Below are 25,450 nucleotides of genomic sequence, written 5' to 3' on the forward strand. Positions count from 1 at the left end.
GATTGATACTCTCTAAAAAAAACTTAATAACCTGATGTTTTTACTTAAGTTTTGGTAGTTCTTGCCGATAAGCCCAGTCCTATGGAGCAATATTTAAATAATTTTCTATTAGCGTCTTCAATTTTACTCTTATTAAGTATTGTACTTAGTAAGTCATCAAGCCGCTTTGGTCTACCGGTTCTTGTGCTATTTCTCTTTATAGGGATGATAGCCGGCTCAGATGGAATTGGTGGAATTAACTTTAGTAATTACGAGTTAACTCACTCTTTAAGCTTAGTTGCTCTATGCCTAATTATTTTCAATGGGGGATTTGAAACTCCATTTAGCAAAGTTAAAAAAGATTTTGGAAGAGGAGTTGTTCTTTCCTCTATCGGAGTTATGCTCACGACTTTCTTAGTTGGTGGCTTCACTCATCTTGTAACAGACTTAGGTTTACTTGAATCTCTACTCATCGGTGCCATTCTTTCGGCAACTGATGCTGCTGCCGTCTTTTCTGCATTTAAGGATCCAACGGCACAAGTTGGTGATGTTAAAAATATTCTTCGTTTTGAATCGGGAAGTAATGATCCCATGGCCTATTTTCTTGTCTCTGTCATTATTGGCTTCATTGAGCAAGGAATGGGAGATGCCCAAACGACGGCAATCATGTTTATCTCAAATCCTATTATTGGTTTAATTGGTGGTTGGGTAACTGCTCGTTCATTCATCTTAATCAATAACGTGGTAAAACTAGACTTTAATGGACTCTATCCACCACTTACAATGGCCATGTTATTTCTTGGTTATTCTTTAACAACAAAGCTTGGCGGAAATGGTTTCTTAGCAGTTTATGTTTTTGGGATGATGATTGGAAATCGAAAGATTCTACACAAGAACTTACTTTCATTATTCTTTGATGGAGTAACTTGGCTTTCGCAAATTGGTCTCTTCATTATGTTAGGACTACTCGTCTTTCCAAGTCGACTTCTGACAGTTGCTCCGGCAGGACTTTTCATTGCTTGTTTCTTAACATTTGCAGCAAGACCAATAACTGTTTTCCTATGTTTAATTAAGAGTCGTTTCAACTTAAATGAAAAACTCTTTGTTTCATGGGCCGGACTAAAGGGGGCAACACCAATTGTTTTTGCAAGTTTTGCAGCAACTCACATTGGAGAAAAGGCCCACGTCTTATTCGATATTGTGTTCTTTGTTGTGATTGTTTCAGCTCTTATGCAGGGATCATCTCTAAAGTTTGTTGCAAGGAAATTAGGACTTGTTGTTGAGCAAGAAGATGAAGCAAATTTTCCTGTTGATATGGAACTACTTGAACAAACAAAACACGGTATTGTTCAATTAGAGATCAGACAAACTGATTATGCTGTTGAACATCGAGTTGTCGATTTAAGACTTCCTCCTGGAGCAATCGTACTTTTTATTAAAAGGCATGGTGCGTTCATTATTCCGGATGGTGCAACTGTTTTTGAAAAAGGGGATAAAATTCTTTTAGTGACTAAACTAAAAGAAGATCTAGAAGCCGCTCAGGAGTGTTTCGTAAAAAAAAAGATTGAAGAATTAGATGAAGAGGATGATGATACACAAGAGTTACATGCGGCCTAAAATTAGTTAGGTCACTAACTAAAGGATATTTGTGGGAGTTCATGACCTTACACAAGGATCTGTCATCAAGTCTTTGTTTAAATTATCAATACCGATCGTCATGGCCAATTTCCTACAAACGGCCTATCAGTTAACGGATACTTTTTGGGTAGGGCGCTTAGGGACAAATGCTATCGCATCCCTTTCCCTTTCATTTCCTGTAATCTTTCTTTTAATCTCTATGGGAGCAGGCTTTGCTGTTTCAGGAACAATCTTAGTTTCTCAATATACAGGTCAAAAAAATACAAAGATGGTTTCTAAGGTATGTCTTCATACTTTATTTATTATTCTCATTACATCAGCAATCTTAGCTGGTATTGCTTATGCCGTTATTCCTTATGTCATTCGTGCAATGACTCCGACCGTTGAGATTCAAAATATTACGATTTCTTATTTGAGGATTTCATTTATAGGTCTGATATTTAGCTACCTCTATATGATGTTCCAATCTCTGTACCGAGGAGTCGGAGATGTTAAGACACCTTTTTATATTGTTCTCTTCTCTGTGGTCTTAAACTTTATTATCGATCCCATCTTAATTATGGGATATGGCCCTATTAAGGCATATGGAGTTGATGGTGCTGCGTACGCAACGATTTGTACTCAAGGACTATCTGCAGTTATTGGACTCTACTTACTTGCAAAAGGTAAGGGTGGAATAAAAATAGATTTCACAAAGATCTCTTTTGATTTCTCTTTGGCCAAAAAAATTATTCACCTTGGCTTTCCTGCTTCGACGGAACAATCCTCTCGAGCAATGGCCATGATGGTGATGACATTTCTCATTGCGACCTTCGGTGACATCGCACTAGCTGCTTACGGGATTGGAATTCGAGTACTAACATTAATGATTATCCCAAGCTTAGGGTTTGCGATGGCAACATCAACTTTGGTTGGTCAAAATATTGGTGCGGGAAAAATTGAAAGAACCAAAGAAGTTACGAGTAAGGCCCTATGGGTAATCTTTATTGCTCTCTCAATTGCTGGAGTTGGCTTTTTTATTTTCGCTGAGCAAACTTTACAAATCTTTGTTCCAAATGAAATTGCTGTCATTAACGAAGGGGCAAACTTCATTAGAATTATCGCTCTAACATTTGGACTTATTGGGGTTCAACAAGTTGCCTCAGGTGCCATGAGAGGTGGGGGAAGTCCAATGATCTCCATGATGGTGGCCATTGTTTCTTTGTGGGTCATTCGTTTTCCAATTGCTTATGTTCTTTCAAAACATACACCTCTTGGTCAAACTGGAATCTATCTTTCATTTGTCGTGGGGAATATCCTTGGGGCCTCAATTGCTATTTTCATCATCAAGCAGAATCGATGGATTAAGAATCTAACAGATCCAATTACTGAAGAAGAGCGTAAAGTCATTGAAGAGACTATTGTTGAAGACGGTGTAATTTCCTGATTTTATTGAGTTGTAAAGAATTATTGTTAAGATAATAACCTAGCTCCCCGATAAGGTAATTGAGAGATATCTTTGAGAGGGGGAGACGTGAGAAAGGTTTACTTGATGCTTTGTGTACTGGTGCTACATACATACGCAAATGCCGTTGTTGTTAATACCTATGAAAACATGTCTAACTCAAATTATGTCGATGACGTCGAAAATCAAATTGATAATGTCGTAAATGAAGCAATTGAAGATATGGAAATGGACCCTGTTTCCACTCCTGAAAGTGCAGTTACCTGCGACCCTAATACAGCAATAGATAACCATGCTCCAGAGGCCAAAAGAGCTCTAGAAGAAGGTCTCGCCTTAGCTGAAGCTGCTGCAAGAGGTGAGGATTGCCAATTCTATGAAAGATTTCTCGATCAGGGTGTTCCTATAGAGGCCCTAAAGCAGTCACTCCTTTATTATAAGGAGAATAAGAGTAAGTTTAAAAATAAGAATTATATTACAATTGCAGACTACTCTCAGAACTCTAAACATAAACGATTCTTCTTATTGGATATGAAAACTGGTGAGGTTAAGAATTATAAAGTGTCTCATGGTAGCGGAAAGGTTAGAGGTGTCACTTACGCTGATGCGACAATCACTGATAGTGGTAGAGTGACTAGGGCATCAAATCATGTTGGAAGACTCGTTCGCTGTCGTGTGCCTGCAAGGGCGAAGCCTAAGCATGATCAGTGGGCAATGACGAGACCTGGCTTTTTTAAGACTGGTGAATTTTATATGTCTAGTAGTCATGATGAAAGAGTGAAAGGGCAAAGAGGTTGGCCAACATTTAGAGCTTCAGGAAGAAATTATAATGGAATGCGCTTAGATGGCCTCTCAAAAGGTGTTAATGATAAGGCCCGTTCGCAAGGTGTTGTTATGCACGAGGCTTATTATAACCGCGGTAATATCATGGGAAGAAGTTTTGGTTGTCCTGCATTCGTACCAGGTGAAGGGCGAGAGATTATGGAAAAAATCAATAACGGCTCCCTCTATTATTCATATGTTCCTAATGAAGGATGCCGTAGTGATTATAATAAGGCCCTTAAGGATGTTAAGGGCTGGGAAAGAATGTGTACTGGACGCAATTAGCCCTTATTTACATCAAGCTGATTTGAAAACTCAATTGTTCGAATCGGAAATGGAATTGTAATTCCATTATTATCATAATATTTTTTAATGTTCATAACGGCCTCATGGCGTGCCTTATAAAATGCGACTCCTGCTCTATAGTCAATCCATACTCTGGCCGTCAGATTGATTGAGCTTGCACCAAATTCTTCAAAGAAAACTTCGACAGGAACATTTTCAAGCCTTCCATTAATGGCCTCAAGTGCTTCTCTTGTTACCTTTTCAACTTTTTCAAGATCATCGTGGTAGGAAACACCAACGGAAATATCCACACGACGTCGTGGCGTACTTGTGTAGTTAATAAAAGGCTTTGTAAACATATCTTTGTTTGGAATAAAAACTTCAAGTCCTTGGTAAGTCGTGATTCCCGTTGTTCTTAATTCGATATTTGTTACCTGACCGACAATCTTATCAATTTCGATAATATCACCAATTTGATATGGCTCACGAAAAGCAATTAGAACACCTGAAACAAAGTTTGCTGCAATTTCTTGGAAGGCAAAACCTAGTGCTAAACCGATTACCCCGGCCCCAGCTAGAATTGATGTAACAGTTTTCTCAAGACCTATAATTTCTAAGGCCGTAAAAATACCAACAACAATGACAATGACATTTGTCGTTGTCCCTAGAATTTCATTAACAGACTTCTTGTAGGAAACTTTTTGTAGAACTTTCTTAACTAAGTTACGTAGAGTTTTACCAAGGTAGAAGAAAACAAATAGGGCAACGATTGCAACAATTAAGTTTGGGATATTCTTAATAAATGCTTCGTACCAAAAAGTTAGTTTTCCTGAAATTAGTGTAAAGATTCGATTAATATCAAACAATGTAAACTCCATCTTAAATTATTTCTTTAAATTTTATCGCATTTAAAAGAAATAAAAAAGGAGCTTATTTGATAGAGATCTTAGCAAGTCTTTCTTTGTAAAGATTTGAAATTACCTTGGGTACTTTAAATGGGATTGTTTCGATGATAAGCTTCTTAAAGAACTCGAGATAACTCGCTCTGCGATACCAAGTTAAACTAGAGAGATTTTTAGTCATCGGAGAATAACCTTCATTGATGAGTTCTTGAATACACTTAGAATTATCAAGGCGATTATAATTACTTAAGTCGAGTGAGAGAATAATATCTGCATCTTCAATTTGCTCTCGTGTCCTAAGGTCAATGGCAATATCCATGGCATTACTAATGATAGCGAAAGTATCATCAGGTTCTTGATACTTCTGTACTCCATTTAAGTCGACTGCGACGATAATTCCGGCGCCCATATCTTCAAGTGGGGAGACGGGAACATTTTCTGTTATACCTCCATCAACGAGAGTTCTGCCATTGATTACCTGAGGAACAAATGCACCAGGTACACAGACTGAGGCGCAAACTGCATCGGCCAAATTTCCTTTATAGAAAACCACTTGCTCACCTGTTGCAATATCTGTTGTACAAATTGCCAGAGGAATTTGTGCATCTTCGATATTTACATCACCAAGGTCTTTGATGAGCATTTCTCGTATGGACTTCGTACTAAAAAAACCTTTCTTAGGAATTGTTAAGCTTATTGTATCTTTATAATTTAGCTTCTTTGCTAAGGAGAGAAAGTCATCGTAATTCTTACCAAAGGCATAGTAAGAAGCAACAATAGCGCCAACACTTGTTCCTGATAAATAGGAAATTGGAATTCTTTGTTCTTCAAATGCTTTTAAGACGCCAATGTGAGCGATACCTTTTGCGGCACCTCCACCAAGAGCAAGACCAATTTTAGTATTTAGAAAGTTCCATCTCATAGTCTAATCTTATCGGAATATGAGGGACATCTCCACATAAAATTGAAATTCCCTTTTCTTGAAGGGGAGAGGCCTTTTTATCGAGAGAGTGGGAATACTTAAGGGCAAAGATATTTCTTCTTAGATATTTGTTTAGTAAACTCTTGGGAGACTTTAATCCTAAGCTGCTGGCATGTTCAATATAGTATGGGGTTAAAAATGCGCTACGGCCTAGGGATTCAAGAACATGTCTTACCATGCAATTATACTGACTATATTTCTTCTCGTTTGAAACTTCCTCTTCGATAAACTCAACGATACCAAGATAGTCTTCATTCTTTAGTCGTTTAGAAATCTCTGCGCGAATTTCTTTAATATCAACCGAATCAATATCTTGATATTTATAATTAGGGATAGAGAAGTCTCTTGATATATTTGGGGCCTTGCTCATTTCAATAAAGTCGAGGCATAGGATTGGGATACCGGCACGACGATACTTTTCTAAACTTGGATTTAATAGCTTTGCGTAGATAAGAGATATTTTTTCTGCGAAGATCAGGCTATTTGAAATCTTTTTACTCTTAGTATTTGTATGATTTGAGTAAATTTCTCGACGGTTTCGATTGCTTGAGATTGCGGCGTCGAGGTGCTCTTTAAAGCACTCCATGGCCATCGACTCTTGGGCCAATAGCATTAAGAAGGTGAGAATGAAGGAAAGCGTTCTCATGCTCAATTAGTATCATTTGGCCTCGTTTGAGTAAAGAGAGTGTAGAAGTTTTTCAGGGAGCAATGAGTCGAGACTTTGATGGTGAAGTTGTTATAATTACACCGTGAAATCAGGAGCTTACCATGCAATATATCAAGCAAGAAGAATGCTATTTAATCAAATTATATAAAGACGAAGATCTTTTTACGTCCCTAGAAGAGTTTGCGGCAGCTGAAAATCTTGGTGCTGGTATGCTAAAAGGTATAGGGGCCTTGAAAGATGTTGAGCTTGGTTTCTACCACCTTGATACGAAAACATATGACCGCAAAGAATTTAATGGTGACTTTGAGCTTCTAAGTCTTGATGGAAATCTTTCCCATTTAGATGGAAAACCATTCTTTCATATTCATACTGTTTTAGGTGATGAGGATTTTTCTTGTAAAGGTGGACACCTGTTTCACGCTACAGTTGCAGTGACAACTGAGATCTATTTCTTTCCAATCGTTCAAAAAATTGAAAGAAAGATGGATGAAGAAATCGGTTTAAACTTATTATCATTACCACAAGCTTTTTCTCGCTGTGGAATTAAAGGATAGAATATGAAATTTAATCGCCCATTTTTTATTAAGATTCACCTCTACTTATCAGCTCTCGCTTCGCCACTACTTTTAATGATGGCCTTTACTGGTGTCTCTTACTTACTAGGTTTTAAAGGAAGTGAAGTTGTTGAACCTGTGAAAGTCGTCCAACTTTCAAAGGCACAATTAACAAAAGAAAATATTTCAGTTGAGTTAAATGAAATCGATGAAGGTTACGATTTTGCCTATGTTAAAACAGTCGGGGATGGAGCAATCACTAGACCGACTACTCGTGATTACTATAAGTTTCAAGTAAAAGAAGATGGAACTCATATCTCTTACGTGAAGCCAAATCTTTTAAAAAGGTTGATTGAACTTCATAAAGGTCATGGACCGCAGTTTTTAAGGTATGTTGAAAAGATTATCGGAATTTTCTTACTGCTAATCATTTTAAGTGGGCTATATCTAGCTTATACAATGAAGAAGGAAAGAAAGATCGTAGGGATCTTATTCCTAATTGGCCTAAGTATTTACCTCTTTATGTAGGAGTTACTTTAGCCACCTTGTGAAGCGCTCGTGATTGCTTAATCTCTTATTTTCTTTTTGGATTTTAAGCTTCACGCGCTCTTCTAAGCTTAACTGATCATAGATTGGAATATCTATTGTCTTCGTTTCCTCTCCAAACTCTAATGTTTCTAAATCAATATACATAAGCTTACTTTTAGTAATAAAAAAGTAATTGAGTTGCCACTCAAAATGATAACCATATGGTGACGTCAGTTCATTTAAGCGAATTTGAATTTCTGTGACTTTCTTTGCTAAGTCTTCGTCAACCTTTTCTTCGACGAGCCTTGCTAGTTTTCCATTTGGAATGTCATAGAGAATAAGAGATTCTGTTTCTTTGATGAGTGTTGGAAGCTCCGGGTATTCGTCTGTAAATCTTCTCATTAAAGGAAGAGCTTCAGGTTCAATTTCATTTTTTAAAAGCACCATAAAGTTCTCTTTTTCATACTTCATGAAAAAGAAGAATTTACTTCTCTTGTCGATATAGAGTGTTATGCCATCAAGGCCTAACTCTGATTTTATGAGCTCTTTAGTATTCAAACCTGTATTCAAACCACGACCTCTCTTTAATAGAGATTATATCATAGTTTAAATTCTAGTGGGCCTTCTTGCTCTTTCGAGTTGAGAGGCCAAGTAGTGAATATCCTGGGCATATACCGAGGATTCCAGTTATTAATGGAACGACTCCAATAAGACCCCAATAGGTTTTAGGACCTATTACAACTAAAGAAATAAGGACCATTCCTACAATAATTCGTATAATACGATCTGCATTGCCTTCATTCATTTTCATAAATCTCTCCTTTCTAATTCAGCATTATATTGGCCATAAAATCTGAACATAGTATGGAGTGTTGTTAGAAAATCTTAACAATTAGGCTCTCAGCCATCCTGTTAGTGAAAGCCTCGCTTTATATGCAGGAAGAACTTCATGAGGAAGGTCTTCAGATAGAAAGATGAGAAGTCTTCCAAGCATAGGCTTAATACGAGTTACTTCCTCATCTTGTCTTTCATGATGATAGATAATAACCTCACCACCATCAGCTTCACCCATGTCACTCAAGTACAGAATCACACTTAGGCGTCTAAGGCCTCTTCCTCGGTGCTGATCCACATGCTTGCGATAGAAAGCTCCTTCGTCATAGCAGGCAAAGTGTCCTTCGTAAGAGCGAATTCCTAGGTAGAAAATAGGGTTGAGTTGATCCTTGAGATTATCAAGAAATTTTAAATATTGTTGAAGGGCCAGCGGGTGCTCGGCCATATCTCCTTCAATCCACGAAGTGAGATCCCCACGGATTCTTTCGTCAAGTCGCTTTGTTAATTGTCGTCCAACCTTAGCTTCCTGAAAGTCTCCGATATGAAAACGCGTCTGGGCCTCGTCTTTTAGGGCACGTGCTAGTTCGTTTGAAATAAGCGTATCGCTCACATAGTATCGCTTCTCGGTTAAGGATTCGATCAGCGCATCAAGCTCTTGCATTTAAATGTTCTCACTAGGCCTAGGGCCTCAAAGGGTGGCAGGAAGGATTGGCCACCAAAATAATGGATGAGATGATTTAATCTTAAAGGCTACCTAAGTCAATCGAATTGTTATAACATGAATAGAAAGAGGATGAATTATGATCAAAGCACTTTCTCACTTAGTAATTACTTCTAAGAATGTTACGAATATTTCGAACTTTTTCACAGATGTCTTTGGTGTTGAGGCCCACTTTGCCAATGAAGACTTTGCAGACTTTGTCCTACCTGACAAAAGTCGCGTGGCCTTCTTTCGTCCAGTGGGAAAGGCCTCTAAATTCTTTGAATTAGTAGATAATCCAGCTCAAGTCTCTTACGGAGTGACAGTTGAAAATGTGGATGATTTCTATAAGAAGTTAATGGCCTTAAGTTCAGAGTATCAATTTGAGGTGAGTGGTGAACCAAAGGATCACCCATGGGGAGAGAAGAGCTTTCTTTTGATGGACCCAGACGGGAACCGTTGGGAGATAACGCAGTCACCCAGTGAAGATGGGCATCTTGTGAATATCTCATAATTAGATGAAATCTATATTTTTAATATAATTGATAACTGAACGGCCCCGCGGTAAATAAAGCCTGTGTTTAAGTGGAGGTCGTTATGAAATCAGTTGTTGTTCTTTTATCAGTTATTCTTTTTAGCTCAGCTATGGCCTGTCCAGAGTTAAATAATGTTGATCTTGCTTCAAGTTATGATCGTGATGAATACACTGAGGTTTACTCTGAGCGCCTTCCTAAATTATCAAAAGAAGAATTTGCAAAGTACACTGAATTAGCTGATTTTGATTATGAGTACTGTGCAGATGCCTTAGAGCTTAGAAGGCTTGAGGCGACACAAACTGGTACAGTCTATACAATCGTCGTTACTGTTGAAGATCATTGTGACGGTGGTAACTCTTATGGAAATATTCTCGATGAATCTGGGTCTAAGCTCCTAGGTAGCATCGGTGATTCGTATATTGCCTGTTTCTAATATAGAAACTATTCAACTTGCTTTGGGAATCTTTACCACAAAGCAAGTTGTTTTCTCACTTGTGTCTAGGAATAATTCTCCTTGATGCTTTTCTAGAATTCCTTTTGAAATCGATAGTCCTAATCCCGTTCCTTTTCCGACTTCTTTTGAAGTGTAGAAAGGCTCAAATATTTTTCGCTGAAGATCCGTGCCAATTCCTGGGCCAGAGTCCTTCACGCTGACAAGAACAAAGTCTTCAACCTCTTTGACTGAAATATCGATCCAAGAAGATTCAGATGTCTCAATGGCATCATAAGAGTTATTTAAAAGATTGATAAAAACTTGAGAGATTTGAACTCTATCAGCATCAACTTCCACATTAAAGGCCTTATCCTCGAGGTCAAACTTAAGCTCGATACCATGGGCCCTAAATTTCTCGGCACAAATGGCCGTTGCATCAACAAGAATATCTTTAAGAGAGATGACTTCTCTTTTTATCTCAGCTGACTCACGTGAAACAACTTTTAGACTCGAGATGATACGAGTGATGCGATCAATTGTTTCAAGAATACGTTGAATGTGAATATCGTATTTCTCTTTATTTATTTCCCCAATATCTAGTAGGCGCTTAATTTGATAAATAGATCCGTAGATAACAGTTAGAGGGTTATTTATTTCGTGAGCAATCCCTCCGGCCATCTCTCCAATTGCGCTTAAGCGTGAACTATAGATAAGGCTCTCTTTGGTGCTATTAAGCTTATCCATTGTTTCTTGTAAGGCAATCGACTTATTCACTTCACTTCGATAAGTGCGATCCACAAGACTAAGGAGTCTGTAGAAGAGTAGGCTTAACATAATCATAGTCAGAGAATGAATTATGATAAGAGAAGTTTCTGGTTCATCAAGAAGTAAGTAACTTGAAGTGATATAGCTAATAACAGCTAAGAGGGTGATAAGCCCACTATAGATATGCTTTCCAGTTACTTCAAAGAAGATATTATTGCTGGCAACAATCATAATGAGATAAAGGTACCAGAACGGTGAGAATGGCCCATCAACGATATAAACTGCAAAAGGGCAGAGGACACAGATTGCAAAAATTTGTCTGAAGACCTCAATATTTAGAGAGTTCTTAACTCGAATACTTATTTGAGAAATTGTGAGATTGAAAATAAGAAAAGCGAAGATTCCAAAGAAGCTATTTAGTCTTTGTGAGATTTGATACTCGTACACACCAACACAAATTGCAAAGAGCATTGTAAACGGACCAAGAGTGAAGTCCATAATCCTTAAGATATCTTTAATACTCTCTGTTGGCCTTTTGGGGTTTATTCTTAAATTCATTCTATTCCTATCGATGTGACATATATAGATTTACCGTATTAATAAACTGAGTTCAATAATATTTAGCTCAAATAGAAACTATGGAGTAGTCCAAGTATTTTTATTTTCCTCGTGAAAATAATAAGTTAGCTAGAAAATATGTTAAAATCAGTTCATAAATTTTTTGAATAAATGTGAGGAAAAATGGACTTAAATCAGCATAGTAAGCTACTTGTGCAGCAGGTAAGAGAAAATTGGGAGCTTTTGGGCTATGAGACAAGAAATAAGTATCAATTCTTGGATGAAGCACAAAATCCTATAGGCTATGCAGCAGAACAACAAAAAGGTTTTCTTGGCTTTATCATGCGCCAATTCCTAGGGCACTGGAGGACATTTGATCTTCATTTCTTTGACCAAGCTCGCAATGAGTATATGATTGCTAAGCATCCATTTTGCTTCTTTTTTCAGCGCCTTGAAGTACAGGATTTAAATGGCCAAATGATTGGTTCACTTCAGCAAAGATTTTCTTTAATAACAAAGAAATTTGATGTCTTAGATGCTCAAGGGAATGTCATCATGGAGATGCGCTCACCAATTTGGAAGCCTTGGACTTATCCATTTTATTCCCGTGGCCAAGAGGTTGCACTCGTGTTGAAAAAGTTTTCTGGACTCTTTTCAGAAATGTTTACTGATCGCGACAACTTCGCCATCGATTTAAAAAGTCAGACACTAACGGAGCAGGAGAAGAAAATTATTCTCGCGACTTCGATTTTCATTGATCTCGTTTACTTTGAAAGAAAAGCAAAATAAAGAGAGTTCTTGTAAGAAAGAAATTGTTTACGGATAAAGTTGATAATTCTATTTTGTGAATATGAATTGTCGACTTTGCCGTTATGCAATCTCTATTTCTATCCTTTGGTGGCGCTAGTGCGCCTTTCACACATTATTAGTTAATAATAAATTTCGATCTATTTTATATAAAATTTAAGAGGTAATCATGAAGAAGATTATTTTATGCTTTGTTATATTAGGACAAAGTGCTTTTGCAAATACGAATTATATTGGCCGCTATGAACTTGAAGTAAATATTGGCGGTAAATTTTTTAAAGATTATTTTACAGTATCAAATATCTCAGCATCCAAGAAAGTGACAGGTATCTTTGAAGTACCAAGAGTTTTTCAATCATCATTTAATGGTCAATTAAATGATCGCTTTGTATCTGGTGATTTTATCGCAAAGGAGAGAGGCAAAGAGTTTAAAGTTGAACTACTGGCCGAGCTTCTTGATCAGTGTCAAATAAAGGGAACTCTACTTCAAGATAAAATTGTCTTTGCTAACTTTGTTGGAAGAAAGGACTCGTGCCATGAATGAGTTTATTCAACAATTACACTCTCATCGTTCAATTAGAAAATTTTCAGATAAGGATATTTCACAAAGTGATTTGGAACTCATTCTTAGTGCCGCGGCAAGTGCATCAAGCTCTGGAAATATGCAATCCTTCTCAGTTGTTGTGACAAGAGATAGAGCAATGAAAGAGAAGATGTACCAGGCCCACTTTGAACAAAGTATGCTATTGGATGCTCCCATCTTTTTAACATTCTGTGCTGACTTCTATCGTATGAGAAGGTGGCTTACATTAAGTGAAGCAGCTAACAATTTTGATAATTATATGAGTTTTATGATTGCTTCAATTGATGCCATTCTCGCTAGTCAGAATGCAGCGTTAGCTGCTGAAAGTCTTGGGATGGGACTTTGTTACATGGGGACAACATTGGCCAGTGCTGGCGAAATTGGTGAGATCTTAGAGTTACCTGAGAATGTCGTTCCTGTCGTAGGCTTTGCTCTAGGCTATCCAGACGAGGCACCTGACTTAAGAAAGAGGCTTCCACTTGAGTCCCTAATTCACTATGAGAAATATCATAAATACTCAGATGAAGAGGTGCTAGAGATATATCGAGAAAGAGAGGTCGAGGGGATGAAGCGTTATCGTGATAACCCGCGATTACATCAAATGATTAAAGACGTCGGAGCAAAGAATTTGGCCCAAGTCTATACGCAAGCGAAATATACAGAAGAGTCTCATCTTAAATATAGTGAAGATTTAATTGCTTATCTTAAACGTCAAAATTTCTTTTGATATTGGCCACTAGGGTATGCGAGAATAAATAAAAAACGTGTACCCTAGGAGTTTTGCTTGAAAAAGATATATATCTTCACCATTGCCGTTATCTTTGTTTTATCTGCGATCCTTCTAAGAGTTTTCTATTTTAAAAATAATTATGAATTAATCTCTCCTAAAAAAGGCGATGTTGTGGAGGCCATTTATGGCCTAGGACGAGTCGATACTGATAAAGAGTTTAATGTGAAAATTGGAGTCCTATCTCTAGTTGAGAAACTCTATGTTAAAGAAGGGCAAAAAGTTAAAGAAGGTGACCGCCTTGTTAGTTTCGATGGCCGTGTTCTTTTTAAAGCGCCTTTTGACGGCACAGTCACTCTTATAGCTAATAAAGAAAAAGAAGTTGTCCTCCCTCAAGTGACAGTTCTTAGAATGCAAAATCTTAATGAAAAATTTATTGAAGTTTCACTAGAGCAAGAGGCCGCACTAAGAGTTATCCCAAATCAAAAAACGCGAATCATTTTTGAAAGCCAGTCTCAAAAAAAATATGAAGGATATGTAAAAACGATTTATCCAAGAGAAGGTGAGTTCATCACACGCATCGAAGTGAAAGGGCTTGAAAAAAGTATCCTTCCTGGCATGACTGCTGATGTGGTCATCGAGGTTGGAAAAAAAATGGGAGTACTCTTAATTCCTGTTAAGGCCATTAGTAATGGAAAGGTTCTTCGCATGCGAGATAAGAAGAGAGAAAAAGTCGAAGTCGTCACAGGAAGTAATGATGGAATGTGGGTTGAGGTTGTCTCGGGAGATATTAAGCTTACAGACCTATTATTCATTAAGAGGTAGTCATGCTATTCCTATCGATGAAGCAATTATTCTCTAAGAAAAAGCAAACGCTCCTTATTCTCTTAGGCATTAGTTTCGGAACGATGCTCTACGTTGCTATCTCTGGAATTCAGCTCGGGCTTAGGCAATATATCATTAAGGCCCTTTTAAATAATACTGCTCATATATTAATCTCTGGTAAAGAAGATCTTATTGATCGCCCCCTCGTTAATAAATGGTTTTATGAAAATAAACAAGTCGATTGGATCACCCCTCCTTATGGAAAAAGAAGTGAATCAAAACTAGAAAATTATCAAGGCTGGGCAGATCGTCTTTCGCATCATCCAGATGTCTATGACTTTAGTCCACGCCTAACTATACAGGTGATGCTAAAGAGAGGCGATCTAACACACAGTATGGGGCTTATTGGAACAAATGCCAGACGCCAAATAAGAATTAGCGATATTACTGATTACATGGTGGAAGGAGAGTTTTCGTCACTTGCCAGTGGGGGAAATAAGATCATCCTTGGTGCCGCCGCTGCTGAAGAAATTGGAGCTCGTGTTGGCCAATATGTCGAGGTCATTGCTGGAAGCCTGACTCATAAGAACTCATTTAAGATCGTAGGACTCTTTTCTTTTGGAGATGATCGAGCGGATAAGTCCATAGCATTCTCTCACCTTGAAGATGTACAGAAGCTTAATAAAACGCCTGGGCGAGTTTCTGAAATTGCAGTGTCTCTCTTTGATATGAATAAGTCACAAGAACTTGCAGATCAGTGGTCACTTTTAAGTCATGATAAAGTTGAAGATTGGAAAGAGTCTAATCCAATGTTTATGGAAATGATTATGATGCAAGATATAGTTCGCTATTTCATTACGATTGCCATTCTTATTGTTGCGGCTTTTGGGGTTTATAATGTTTTAACTATTATGATTAATCAAAAGAGAAAGGAGATAGCAATCCTTCGCTCTATTGGCTATGGCCCAAAACGAATTCTTGAGCTTATTATGTATCAAGGTATTTTCCTTGGTGTCAGCGGTGGAATTGTTGGGCTGACTTTAGGATTCACAATCTGTCGAGTTGTCGAAAGTATTGAATTAAATATTAATATTGGTGGCGATAACCATCTACTTATGGATTACGCACCTTCAACGTATATCATTGCATTTGTTGCGGCCCTTCTTGCTTCCTTAGTCGCAAGCTTTCTTCCAGCGCTCTCTGCTAGTCGAATGACTCCAATTGATATCATTAGGGGAGAGTGATGATAAAAGCAGAAAGTATTATAAAAGAATTTGGAGATCCACCTCAACGTATCCTTCACAATATTTCAATGGAAATAAAGAAGGGAGAATTTGTTTCAATATCTGGGCGTTCTGGAAGTGGAAAATCCACACTTCTCTATATTATTAGCTCTCTTGATGAGCCGACTTCGGGTCATATTCATATTGATGGAAAGAATGTTACTCATATGAGTGTTGATGAGATCCACGATTTTAGAAATCGCCATATTGGTTTTATCTTTCAATTTCACTACTTACTTCCAGAGCTGACGGCCTTAGAGAATATTTTGCTACCTCCTCGTAATCTCGGTTTATTAAAAAAGTATGGGCCTCGTGCCAATATGTTGCTTGAAAAACTCAATATTCCCTACACAAGAGATAAGCTTCCTGGACAATTATCAGGAGGAGAGCAGCAGCGAGTGGCCATTGCCAGGGCCCTCATTATGGAACCTAGTTATATCTTTGCAGATGAGCCCACAGGAAATCTCGATACGGCAAATGCTGAGATCGTTATGAATATTTTAAAAGAAACTAATAAAGAGAAGGGAACGACAATTGCTCTGGTAACCCATGACCCTGATTATGCAGCAATGGCAGATCGTGAGATTTTCCTCGTTGATGGCCATGTTTCAGAGACTTACACCGGTGACTAAGGAATGTTCACCCTCTGGAATTCTTACCAAATAGCTTATCTCCATGCATTTTTTTGATAAATTTAAGCTATGAAAACACTAAGCCCAAAACTGAAGAAAATTGTTCTAACGGGAGTTCTTTTACTCTCACAACTTAATCAGGCCTCGACATTTATTCAGGCCGAAGAGACTCCTTATAAGTATATTAAGGCAACGGAAATTGTTAATGACCGTTATCTCTTCGAAGAATGTCATGGGAATAGAGAAGAGCTTAAGTGCCGTAATCTCTTTTCTGATTACAGAACATTTGCCAGAAGCGATATTAAGAAGATGGCCGATATGAATGGACGTCATGCTCTTTATGCAGCAGGTGCTGATGTCGCAATCTTAGCAGTTTCTGCTTACCTCGGTTTAATTATTGGAGCAAAGGCCACGGCCGCTTACTATATTGGTACAGGAGTTAGTCTTGATGGTGGAGTAGCTGCTGTTGGAGGATTCTTCTTTGGTGTTCCATCTGGTACAGCTGTCGGAACAACTTTTGCTGCTGGACTTGATGAGCTAGACCCATTTGTTCATCGTGATATGTCCATTGCACTAGAGCAAGTAATCGGAGTTGCAGATGAAGATGATCTCGATGATGTAGAAGCAAGGCAGATTGAGGATGGGATGATTGTTGAAATTGAAGATATCAATTTTGAACAATTAAAAGATAAAATAAAAAGTCAGCTAGAAGATTTAGATTAATAAAAAAAAGGGCCTTTTAAAGGCCCTTTGTTATTTCTTACTCAGCATCAACTGCTGGAAAGTATTCTGCTTGTTCCCCAATTTTATGATTTTCTGGGAATTCTTTTGCAAGCTCATCAATCGAGTAAACACTCTCTGGAAGATTTAAAGAGACACGAAGCTTCTCCATTGTCTCTGGCGCAAATGGCCTAAGCATTACTAAGATATTTCTTAGAATATAGAAACAAGAGTAAAGTGCATCAGTTCTTTCTTTCTCATCAAAGCGGTCATCGTGAGGCTTGTACTGATTAAATAGTCCGTTAATAATACGAGCGTAATTCTCAAGGGCACCAAGTGCTTTAGGGTATTCTCCCTTTTCCATGAATTTCGTATATTGCTGAACAATCTTAAGAGTTTCTTTTTCAGTCTTACCGATAAGTTCACCCTTAGGAACCACGCCACCAAATTGCTTGTGGCAAGCTGAGATTGGTTTTTCAAATGAAGCGTTCATTGGCCCAGCAAGGAATGCATTCTTTGCTTTGAAAACTTCAAAGTCAAAGTTAGAAGCCTTCTCTGAAAGACTTAGAGTTGAAAGGAAGTAGCGAACTTGGTCTGCTGTATATCCCATTTCATCAATAAGCTGATCACCAGTGTAGAAGTTTCCTTTTGATTTACTCATCTTCTCACCATTGATTTGTAGGTGGAAGTTAGAGAAGACGTCAGTTTGTTGGAATTCACCTTTTACTGCTTGTCTCATTGGATCTTCTTGGACACCAAACCACATCGCTCCCTGCATAAGAACGTAGAAGAAAACGTTATCAGTTCCAAGGAATTGGAAAACCTTTGCTTCAGGGTCTGTCCAAAATTCTTTATAAAGATCTGGGTCCAGACCTTTCTTCTTAAGAGCAACTTTTGTAAATGAAATCGGTGCAATTAAAGACTCAGGCCATACGTAGAGAGTTTTACCTTCCATGCCTGGCTCAATATCTGTTGGAACTGGAATTCCCCATGAAACGTCACGAGTAATCGCTCTGTGTGCCCAACCATCATTCAGTTCACACTCAATTCCTTTATCTTCTAATTGTTTCTTACCTGATGCAAGATCAGCTAAGTTCTCAAATTGAACAAGAACCTTTCTACCTGGAGCATAACGACTCTTATGCTTTGGAAGTTCTTCTTTAATTTCTTTATATGCTGGTTCAGACTTATTTGTGAAAGTTACACAAGGATAAACCGTACCAAAAGCTTCTTGAAGAATAGGCTTTCTCCAAGTTTTCTGCTTTGTGTTTAACCATTCAATTAACTGATCAGTTACTTTCCACATATTCAGATACCAGTGATCAGTATCTCTAAGTTCTGGAGTCGCGTCACTTACTGCAGAAACTGGATTCTTTAACTCATGTGGATCATAGTTCTTCCCACAAACGTCACACTCGTCACTATATGCTTTTGTATTTGAGCAATCAGGATTTGGGCAATCACCTTGAACGTAGCGATCAGGTAGGAACATATTAAGTTTTGGATCAAACCATTGCTGGCTTGTCTTCTTATCGAGCATTCCATTGGCATGCATTTTTCTAAGGAAGTCCTGACAAAGCTCTTTGTGGGCCTCGTAATTTTCTTCCTTTGAAGTTCCAGTATATGTATCAAGGCCAATCGAGTAACGCTCCATTGTCTTTGATTGTTTTGCATGAACTTCACCAATGAACTCTTGCGTTGTCTTACCAAGTTTCTTTGCCGCAACTTCACTTGTTGAACCATGGTCGTCTGTACCACAAACAAATAGTACATTATCATCGCCAACCAGTAGCCTCATCCAGCGCGAGTAAATATCTGCTGGAACATGAGCACCTGCTAAGTGACCAATGTGAACTGGGCCATTTGCATATGGCATACCTGCTGTAATAACAGCTTTCTTAGGGCGGCTAACGCGAGATAGGATTGTTGGGATGTCCTGCTTTGGACGCATGTCTTTTTTATTCTTATTATTTTCATTCATGGGTTCAAATTTAACACTGTGGGCCTATCTTCGTCTATATTTCTCTTTTGCAAAAGTTATTCAAATTACCTTTTGTGAGATGACATAGAGAGTTAGTGTAGGGGAAGTATGGCCATGCCTAGAAGCTTTAATTTATGCCCAGAGCAATTGTCTAGATCATGCTCAAGTCATTGAATTGTCGAAAAGCGTCCACATACCACCCTCGTGATTTAGAAGGGCCTCTTTAATATCTGCTCCAGCTACGTAGCCCGAAAGCTCACCAGACTTTGCGATGACGCGGTGACAAGGAATGATTAAACATATTGGATTTTTGGCATTGGCACTTCCAACTGCTTGCACGGCGTTTGGAGATCCGACCTTTTGAGCAATATCAGAATAAGTCGTCACTTCACCGTAGGGAATATCCAGAAGTTGTGCCCAAACTTGTTTTTGAAAATCCGTACCTTTGTTAATGCTTAGAGGTATGGAGAATTTCTTACGGCTTCCAGCAAAGTATTCTTCGAGTTGGTCGTGGGCCTCATTGAGATATTTTGCGATACGCTCATTATCCTCATAGTGAGGGCCATCGTATTCTTGATCTTCCCAGCCAAGATAAGAAACACCATTTTCATTAGCGCAAATATAGATTGTGCCAAATTTTGAATGGAACTCAATTTGTCTATCAGTCATGTGGCGATTATAGCACTTTCAAATCTTAAAAAGAACTTATGTTTAAGTGATCTATTTTGAAGTTTATTGCGTATATATAATTAAGAGAGATAAAATTAACTAATTTTTAATTTCTGGAGGAAATATGAAAGTAATCAGTCGTTTATTAATTGTCATGTGTATCATGTTCTCTTTTGCCCATGGGGAAGAAATTAAGCTAGGACAGAGTGTTCCGAAGTTTACGGTAAAGAATCATGAAGGCAAAGACTTTTCAATGATGTCACGAAAAGGGAAGTGGACTGTTTTATATTTCTATCCAAAAGCAGGAACTCCTGGTTGTACAAAGCAAGCTTGCGCTTTTCGCGATAGTATCAAATCAATTAGAAAGCTAGGTGCTGAAGTTTATGGAATAAGTACTGACTCTGTAAAAGATCAGGCAGCTTTTCATGAAGAGCATTCTCTTCAATTTGATCTACTCTCTGACGAGGAGGGGAAGGTGACAAAGAAATTTGGAGCGAAGATGGCCGTTTTTAATATTTCAAAAAGATGGACTTTTATTATTGATCCAAACTTAAAGATTGTGGCAATTGATCGTGATGTTGATCCAATGTTGGATGCCGACCACGTCTCAAAAAAATTAGCTCAGCTTCAGAAAACGAAAAAGTAAATTTAAAGGCCCTCTGCACGCCAATATGTGGAGGGCCGTTTGTCATTTTTTTCCTTTTATATAACCCCGTCTCCTTATTTTTCCTTTCTTGTTCTAGTAATTCTAGTTGTTTATGGTGTTTATGACCATCTGGGTTGATAGTTAAGAAAAATTAAGTTTGTGCTTCTATAGCTAAAATCTATCCTGATATAGGCAAAATATATTATCTTTAGACCTGTCTTTCATCGATACTGATTGCATCGAAAACATAGATTTTCAAAGGAGCCAAATATGAAAAGAAAACTACCTTTGTTAATTGCTACTGTAGCACTTTTGAGTTGCGCATCTAACTCAAATGAAAATATGGGCCAGCAATTTGCAAGCGGTGAAGCCAAGCCAAATAGTTTTTGGTGGCCTAGCCGAATCGATCTAACACCTCTAAGGCAACACTCAGAGGAATCAAGTCCACTAGGACCTAAATTCAATTATGCAAAAGAATTTAAAAAGCTAAATCTTTCTGCAGTAAAAAAAGACATCAGAAAAACATTAACAACATCACAAGACTGGTGGCCAGCAGACTACGGTCACTATGGGCCATTTTTTATTCGTATGGCATGGCACAGTGTTGGTACATATAGAAGTCACGACGGCCGCGGAGGTGGCGGTGGTGGTCAACAACGTTTTGAACCACTTAATAGTTGGCCAGATAATGTTTCCCTGGATAAGGCCAGGAGGCTACTTTGGCCTATCAAAAAGAAATACGGAAATAAAATCTCATGGGCCGACTTAATGGTTCTTACAGGGAACGTATCTCTTGAAGATATGGGATTTAAAACAATTGGCTTTGCCGGTGGACGTACCGACGATTGGGAAGCTGATCTTGTTTACTGGGGCCCTGAAACTCAGTGGCTTGCGGGAGATAAGAGATACAAAGGCGAGAGAGAGCTAGAAAGACCTCTTGCTGCCGTTCAAATGGGGCTAATTTATGTTAACCCTGAAGGACCAAACGGAAAGCCTGATCCTCTATTAGCAGCAAAAGATATTCGTGAAACATTTGGAAGAATGGGAATGGATGATGAAGAAACTGTTGCGCTAATTGCTGGTGGTCACACTTTTGGTAAGGCACACGGTGCTCATAAGCCTCAAGATTGTTTAGAGTCTGACCCAGCAGGAGCTCCAATAGAGAACCAAGGTTTTGGTTGGAAGAATAAGTGTGGAAAAGGTCACTCGGAAGATACAATTACTTCAGGACTTGAAGGGGCATGGAATGCAACTCCTACACAATGGACAACAGGTTACCTCGATAACTTATGGTCATTTGATTGGAAGCTTACGAAATCTCCAGCAGGAGCACACCAGTGGATTCCAACTGATGAAGGAGCTGCTGATATGGTTCCAGATGCTCACTTAAAAGATAAGCGTCATGCACCAATCATGTTCACAACAGATATTGCTCTTAAGGAAGATCCTTCTTATGCAAAAATCTCGAAAAGCTTTTTAGATGATCCAAAGAAATTTGAGTATGCATTTGCTAAGGCATGGTTCAAGCTTACTCACCGTGATATGGGGCCACAAGCGCGCTATATTGGTAAAGAAGTTCCGAAGGAGTCTTTTAAATGGCAAGATCCAACTCCTAAAGGGAAGAAGATTTCTAACACAACGGCCTCGGCAATTAAATCTGATATTTTAAAGTCAGGCTTATCAGTATCTGATCTTGTTAGAACTGCTTGGGCATCAGCTTCTACATATCGTGGAACAGATATGCGTGGTGGTGCTAATGGTGCACGTATCCGCTTGGCGCCACAAAAAGATTGGGCAATTAATAAAGTATCTAATGTTGATACAGTAATTCCTAAGCTTGAAAAGATTAGTAAAAGATATGGCGTTTCACTGGCCGATACAATTGTTCTTGGTGGAGCAGCTGCAATTGAGAAGGCTTCTGGTAACAAAGTTAAGGTACCATTTGCTTCTGGACGAGGTGATGCAACTCAAAGACAAACAGATGTCACTTCATTTGCTTATCTTGAGCCAAAGGCAGACGCTTTCCGTAACTACTATACGCAAGATTCAGGAAGAACTCCTATTTATATGCTAATTGATAAAGCAAATATGTTAGGTCTAACTGTTCCTGAAATGACTGTTCTAATCGGTGGTATGCGTGCGCTTGACGCAAATGCGGATGGATCAAAAAATGGTGTCTTCACTAAGCGTCCTGGAAAACTTACAAATGACTTCTTTGTAAACCTTCTGACGATGGACAATAAGTGGACGAAATCAAGCACTCCTGGTCTATACAATGGTGTTGATAGAAAATCAGGAAAGGTTAAGTACACTGCAACTCCAGTCGACTTAGTATTTGGTTCTCATGCAGAACTAAGAGCTATTGCTGAAGTTTATGCTGCTAACGATGGACAGAAGAAATTCATGCAAGACTTCGTTAAGGCCTGGACTAAGGTAATGCAAGCTGATCGCTTTGATCTGAAAAGATAAGACGATATGCCTGGCCGAGTGAGACAACTCGGTCAGGTTTTATTCCTACCTAGAATAGTAAGTATACCAATTATGAATTTCTCTATACTTCTTCTTTCTTATAATGTGAGACAAGGAGAGTTTATGAAAGAGACATCATTTGGCTACATCAAAACAATTCAAACAAAAGAGATTAAAAAAATTAACTTCTTCTCATTTTCGAAGGCGGGGCGTCCTCATAAGCATACAAGAGGGGAAGTGGTCTTCATTACTTCCGGAAGTGGAATAATTCATCTTGAAAACCAAACGATTCCTGTTCAAAAAGGAAGCCTCATTACCATTGAGCCGAATAAGTCTCACTACATGGTTCCCGATGAAGGAGAGTGCTTAGAATTAATTCTTTGGTATGAATAAGTACTACAGGCCGTAGTACTTACTCATCCAGTAAATTAGGGTGATATCGTAGCCTGGATTTTCATCTGCGGCCGCACCTCTTTTCTCATAACCAACTGTGTAAGGCTCTCTTTGCCACATGAATGAACCGCCAGGGTGGCGATGTCTAATATCAAGAGCATCTGCTGAGATCGACATGAAGCCTTTTCCGCCGTATTCAGGGTATTGGACAAGTTCGATATCCTCAAGTGGTGGTTTTACAATACTTACATTCCTTGGCGAACGCTCTAAGAAACGCACGAGATTTTCTTGAATACGAGTAATCTTTTCTTCTGATACAGCTTCTGGGTTAAAAGAGTATTCAATTAAATTAAAGAAAGAATTATCGTGGTGACCTGTACTATATTTAATGACTTTATAAGACCTAAGCATATCTGCACGACGCTCTTGATTCTTTTCTAACCTAAAGTAGTTGTAAAAGTGCATATTAAGTAGGTTGAATTTGTAATACTTATTTACATTATCCTTGGCAGTAATATTGTGAAAAATATAGGCCGTCTTACTTAACTCAGACATGCGGTTTAGCTCTTGCGTATACTGACCAGGGAACATGTGCTCGCCAATGACAAGCATATTAAGTTGCTGCTCAGGGCTTCCAAACCAAACTGTCGGCGCGATAACCTTTGCAGGAGTGATGCTGATTTCACGGTCTTCAGATATCGTCCAATTATTTCTGATTAGATAATCAAGCATCATACGATAATAAGAAGCTGCCTTCGTCTTAATCTCTTCATCTTCAATTAAGTCATAAGTAATTGTTAGGCCAAAGATAATTCCAGTATACTGATCTCTTGTGATACCTTTCTTTTCGTGATGGTTAACCCATTTCTCGCCTTTGTAATCAACAATCTCATAATCAAGAGGGTCTCTATCTTTCATCAGTGCTCGACCGGCCATACTATTTAGGGGTTGAGCTGATCTTGAAAGAAGGCCAGTAAATCCATTTACACCAAGTAGGTTTCCAATTCCTTCTAGATTTGTCCTGATATTATTTAAGGCCTTCTCATTTTGAGAGACACTGTAGCGAAAGGCCTGTGAAGCAAGATAAGCACCATTCCAAATCGCTGCATCTGAGAACGTACCGAAGCCAACAACTTCACCCTTTGTTCCTTGTCCGTTTGGCCCATAGGCATCAAACCACGAAATATAATCATTTTGATTATATCTAAGGTTTAAAACAGTTCCATTTATCATATGTTTTTGAGCAATTTTCTCTTCGATATTTTCAATCGTATCCTCGAGGTCTGAAAAACTATATCTTGGGGGAGACTTAAGACGCTCTGGAGTTGCTTGCCTGAAGCGCTCATTTAGAACAAATACTGTTTTTAACTGCTCGCTACCTTGAATAAGGAGCTTGTCAAAAGACTTGTTGATTTTCTTTTTTAATACTTTCTTGGCCGCAACAAGAATACCATTAATAAGAACATTGGATGCTTTAAGATCAACTTTTAATTTTTTATCGATGGTGTCAATTGACTTCACTCTGATGACGCTATTTTCGTCTCTGACATAGTTGATAACATACTTAAACTTTAGCTCTTTAATATTTAGCTTAATCAGTTTTGTCATACGAAACCATTTCGTTTTATATCTCAAGCGAGCTCTAAGTTTTAACTTCCACTTATTTGAATCAGGAATACCGACAACAATTTTGTTATCAGTAATCTCATAGAACTCAATCGGGAAGTCGAGAATATTGGTTTCAGCAATATTTGCACTCATAAGCTTTAAATTGCTTCCAATTTCTTTATTGTTAAAATTTTCTTTAACTTCTTTATTGATATTAAAAATAATATCTTCTTTGAATCCATTGAATAACGACTTTAATTCGTTGTTGAGAGTGCTTTCATGAGAAAACGCGAATGAATAACTTTGCACTAAAATGGCAAGGAATAAAAAGTACTTCATATTACTATCCTATGTATTACAAATTTAAATTTTTATCCCTAAGTTAATTTGGAAAAACTATAGTAGTTCAAATTGTTTATTGCAAATATGATAGGAGACTTTTGGTGCTGAAACTGTCAAAAGTAAGAAACTTAAGAAAAATTA

At 38.2% G+C, this 25,450-nt stretch carries 27 protein-coding genes; 17 read left to right on the forward strand and 10 right to left on the reverse strand.

Annotated features, from left to right (window positions below; all coding sequences use genetic code 11):
- Window positions 1-81 precede the first annotated feature (81 nt).
- The 3 genes from ABMA79_RS06920 (at window position 82) to ABMA79_RS06930 (ending at window position 4,165) form a co-directional block, all read left to right on the forward strand.
- Window positions 82-1,596 (forward strand): potassium/proton antiporter, encoded by a 1,515-nt coding sequence (locus ABMA79_RS06920; protein ID WP_393091261.1) that lies wholly within the window; start codon window positions 82-84, stop codon window positions 1,594-1,596.
- 31 nt (window positions 1,597-1,627) lie between these two features.
- The gene (locus ABMA79_RS06925) at window positions 1,628-3,043 is read left to right on the forward strand and encodes an MATE family efflux transporter (RefSeq protein ID WP_392858678.1); all 1,416 of its coding nucleotides are present in this window, start codon (window positions 1,628-1,630) and stop codon (window positions 3,041-3,043) included.
- An 87-nt stretch (window positions 3,044-3,130) separates the two neighbouring features.
- Window positions 3,131-4,165: a murein L,D-transpeptidase catalytic domain-containing protein gene (locus tag ABMA79_RS06930; protein WP_392858680.1), complete on the forward strand. Its 1,035-nt coding sequence runs from the start codon at window positions 3,131-3,133 to the stop codon at window positions 4,163-4,165.
- Here the strand turns inward: ABMA79_RS06930 and ABMA79_RS06935 are convergent.
- From ABMA79_RS06935 to ABMA79_RS06945, 3 genes are all read right to left on the reverse strand, one after another.
- Complete coding sequence (locus tag ABMA79_RS06935; RefSeq protein ID WP_393091264.1) at window positions 4,162-5,031, reverse strand: mechanosensitive ion channel family protein; 870 nt, start codon at window positions 5,029-5,031, stop codon at window positions 4,162-4,164. The two genes, ABMA79_RS06930 and ABMA79_RS06935, sit on opposite strands and share 4 nt — an antisense overlap.
- 64 nt (window positions 5,032-5,095) lie before the next feature.
- Window positions 5,096-5,989: a patatin-like phospholipase family protein gene (locus ABMA79_RS06940; protein WP_393091266.1), complete on the reverse strand. Its 894-nt coding sequence runs from the start codon at window positions 5,987-5,989 to the stop codon at window positions 5,096-5,098.
- Window positions 5,964-6,695, reverse strand: coding sequence for a hypothetical protein (locus ABMA79_RS06945; protein ID WP_393091269.1), 732 nt, complete (start codon window positions 6,693-6,695; stop codon window positions 5,964-5,966). Before ABMA79_RS06945 ends, ABMA79_RS06940 begins: the two co-directional genes overlap by 26 nt.
- 122 nt (window positions 6,696-6,817) lie before the next feature.
- Between ABMA79_RS06945 and ABMA79_RS06950 the strand changes: the two genes are divergently transcribed.
- Both ABMA79_RS06950 and ABMA79_RS06955 read left to right on the forward strand, forming a co-directional pair.
- Window positions 6,818-7,270 (forward strand): PPC domain-containing DNA-binding protein, encoded by a 453-nt coding sequence (locus ABMA79_RS06950; protein WP_393091272.1) that lies wholly within the window; start codon window positions 6,818-6,820, stop codon window positions 7,268-7,270.
- Between the two features lie 3 nt (window positions 7,271-7,273).
- Window positions 7,274-7,798, forward strand: a complete 525-nt coding sequence (locus ABMA79_RS06955; protein WP_393091274.1) for a PepSY domain-containing protein — start codon at window positions 7,274-7,276, stop codon at window positions 7,796-7,798.
- A gap of 3 nt (window positions 7,799-7,801) precedes the next feature.
- Here the strand turns inward: ABMA79_RS06955 and ABMA79_RS06960 are convergent, their stop codons facing one another.
- The 3 genes from ABMA79_RS06960 to ABMA79_RS06970 all read right to left on the reverse strand — a co-directional run bounded on the left by ABMA79_RS06960 (window position 7,802) and on the right by ABMA79_RS06970 (window position 9,293).
- Window positions 7,802-8,368 (reverse strand): hypothetical protein, encoded by a 567-nt coding sequence (locus ABMA79_RS06960; RefSeq protein WP_393091275.1) that lies wholly within the window; start codon window positions 8,366-8,368, stop codon window positions 7,802-7,804.
- A gap of 43 nt (window positions 8,369-8,411) precedes the next feature.
- On the reverse strand, window positions 8,412-8,609 hold the full coding sequence (locus ABMA79_RS06965) for a DUF2892 domain-containing protein (protein ID WP_392858693.1): 198 nt from the start codon (window positions 8,607-8,609) through the stop codon (window positions 8,412-8,414).
- Window positions 8,610-8,690: 81 nt separating this feature from the next.
- On the reverse strand, window positions 8,691-9,293 hold the full coding sequence (locus tag ABMA79_RS06970; RefSeq protein ID WP_393091278.1) for a 2OG-Fe(II) oxygenase: 603 nt from the start codon (window positions 9,291-9,293) through the stop codon (window positions 8,691-8,693).
- Window positions 9,294-9,432: 139 nt separating this feature from the next.
- Between ABMA79_RS06970 and ABMA79_RS06975 the strand changes: the two genes are divergently transcribed.
- Both ABMA79_RS06975 and ABMA79_RS06980 read left to right on the forward strand, forming a co-directional pair.
- Window positions 9,433-9,846: a VOC family protein gene (locus tag ABMA79_RS06975; protein ID WP_393091281.1), complete on the forward strand. Its 414-nt coding sequence runs from the start codon at window positions 9,433-9,435 to the stop codon at window positions 9,844-9,846.
- A gap of 83 nt (window positions 9,847-9,929) precedes the next feature.
- Entirely contained in the window at window positions 9,930-10,301 is a 372-nt protein-coding gene (locus ABMA79_RS06980; protein ID WP_393091284.1) for a hypothetical protein, read from the forward strand.
- A 12-nt stretch (window positions 10,302-10,313) separates the two neighbouring features.
- Here ABMA79_RS06980 and ABMA79_RS06985 read toward each other — a convergent pair whose 3' ends face one another.
- The gene (locus ABMA79_RS06985; protein ID WP_393091287.1) at window positions 10,314-11,624 is read right to left on the reverse strand and encodes a sensor histidine kinase; all 1,311 of its coding nucleotides are present in this window, start codon (window positions 11,622-11,624) and stop codon (window positions 10,314-10,316) included.
- 183 nt (window positions 11,625-11,807) lie between these two features.
- On the opposite strand from ABMA79_RS06985, the gene ABMA79_RS06990 reads away from it, so the two are divergent.
- From ABMA79_RS06990 to ABMA79_RS07020, 7 genes are all read left to right on the forward strand, one after another.
- Window positions 11,808-12,413 carry a phospholipid scramblase-related protein gene (locus ABMA79_RS06990; RefSeq protein ID WP_393057319.1) on the forward strand — a complete coding sequence of 202 codons (606 nt, stop codon included), beginning with the start codon at window positions 11,808-11,810 and terminating at the stop codon, window positions 12,411-12,413.
- 187 nt (window positions 12,414-12,600) lie between these two features.
- The gene (locus ABMA79_RS06995; protein ID WP_393091290.1) at window positions 12,601-12,975 is read left to right on the forward strand and encodes a hypothetical protein; all 375 of its coding nucleotides are present in this window, start codon (window positions 12,601-12,603) and stop codon (window positions 12,973-12,975) included.
- Window positions 12,968-13,741, forward strand: a complete 774-nt coding sequence (locus ABMA79_RS07000) for a nitroreductase family protein (RefSeq protein ID WP_393091293.1) — start codon at window positions 12,968-12,970, stop codon at window positions 13,739-13,741. Before ABMA79_RS06995 ends, ABMA79_RS07000 begins: the two co-directional genes overlap by 8 nt.
- 57 nt (window positions 13,742-13,798) lie before the next feature.
- The gene (locus tag ABMA79_RS07005; protein ID WP_393091296.1) at window positions 13,799-14,566 is read left to right on the forward strand and encodes an efflux RND transporter periplasmic adaptor subunit; all 768 of its coding nucleotides are present in this window, start codon (window positions 13,799-13,801) and stop codon (window positions 14,564-14,566) included.
- Window positions 14,567-14,583: 17 nt separating this feature from the next.
- Window positions 14,584-15,810: an ABC transporter permease gene (locus ABMA79_RS07010; RefSeq protein ID WP_393091299.1), complete on the forward strand. Its 1,227-nt coding sequence runs from the start codon at window positions 14,584-14,586 to the stop codon at window positions 15,808-15,810.
- On the forward strand, window positions 15,810-16,481 hold the full coding sequence (locus ABMA79_RS07015; RefSeq protein ID WP_393091301.1) for an ABC transporter ATP-binding protein: 672 nt from the start codon (window positions 15,810-15,812) through the stop codon (window positions 16,479-16,481). Before ABMA79_RS07010 ends, ABMA79_RS07015 begins: the two co-directional genes overlap by 1 nt.
- A 69-nt stretch (window positions 16,482-16,550) precedes the next feature.
- Entirely contained in the window at window positions 16,551-17,204 is a 654-nt protein-coding gene (locus tag ABMA79_RS07020; RefSeq protein ID WP_393091304.1) for a hypothetical protein, read from the forward strand.
- Between the two features lie 37 nt (window positions 17,205-17,241).
- On the opposite strand, the gene ABMA79_RS07025 is transcribed toward ABMA79_RS07020, so the two are convergent.
- Together ABMA79_RS07025 and ABMA79_RS07030 are read right to left on the reverse strand one after the other, a co-directional pair.
- Window positions 17,242-19,182, reverse strand: coding sequence for a methionine--tRNA ligase (locus tag ABMA79_RS07025; RefSeq protein ID WP_393057327.1), 1,941 nt, complete (start codon window positions 19,180-19,182; stop codon window positions 17,242-17,244).
- Between the two features lie 162 nt (window positions 19,183-19,344).
- Entirely contained in the window at window positions 19,345-19,851 is a 507-nt protein-coding gene (locus ABMA79_RS07030; protein WP_393091306.1) for a methylated-DNA--[protein]-cysteine S-methyltransferase, read from the reverse strand.
- 124 nt (window positions 19,852-19,975) lie between these two features.
- Between ABMA79_RS07030 and ABMA79_RS07035 the strand changes: the two genes are divergently transcribed.
- The 3 genes from ABMA79_RS07035 to ABMA79_RS07045 all read left to right on the forward strand — a co-directional run bounded on the left by ABMA79_RS07035 (window position 19,976) and on the right by ABMA79_RS07045 (window position 23,359).
- Entirely contained in the window at window positions 19,976-20,497 is a 522-nt protein-coding gene (locus ABMA79_RS07035; protein WP_393091309.1) for a peroxiredoxin, read from the forward strand.
- Window positions 20,498-20,767: 270 nt separating this feature from the next.
- The gene (gene katG, locus ABMA79_RS07040; RefSeq protein WP_393091312.1) at window positions 20,768-22,966 is read left to right on the forward strand and encodes a catalase/peroxidase HPI; all 2,199 of its coding nucleotides are present in this window, start codon (window positions 20,768-20,770) and stop codon (window positions 22,964-22,966) included.
- Window positions 22,967-23,089: 123 nt separating this feature from the next.
- Window positions 23,090-23,359: a cupin domain-containing protein gene (locus ABMA79_RS07045; protein ID WP_393057329.1), complete on the forward strand. Its 270-nt coding sequence runs from the start codon at window positions 23,090-23,092 to the stop codon at window positions 23,357-23,359.
- A 3-nt stretch (window positions 23,360-23,362) separates the two neighbouring features.
- Here ABMA79_RS07045 and ABMA79_RS07050 read toward each other — a convergent pair whose 3' ends face one another.
- Window positions 23,363-25,306: a hypothetical protein gene (locus ABMA79_RS07050; protein ID WP_393091315.1), complete on the reverse strand. Its 1,944-nt coding sequence runs from the start codon at window positions 25,304-25,306 to the stop codon at window positions 23,363-23,365.
- Window positions 25,307-25,450 lie beyond the last annotated feature (144 nt).

Source organism: Halobacteriovorax sp. HFRX-2_2 (assembly GCF_043196705.1).
Taxonomy (GTDB): Bacteria; Bdellovibrionota; Bacteriovoracia; order Bacteriovoracales; family Bacteriovoracaceae; genus Halobacteriovorax_A.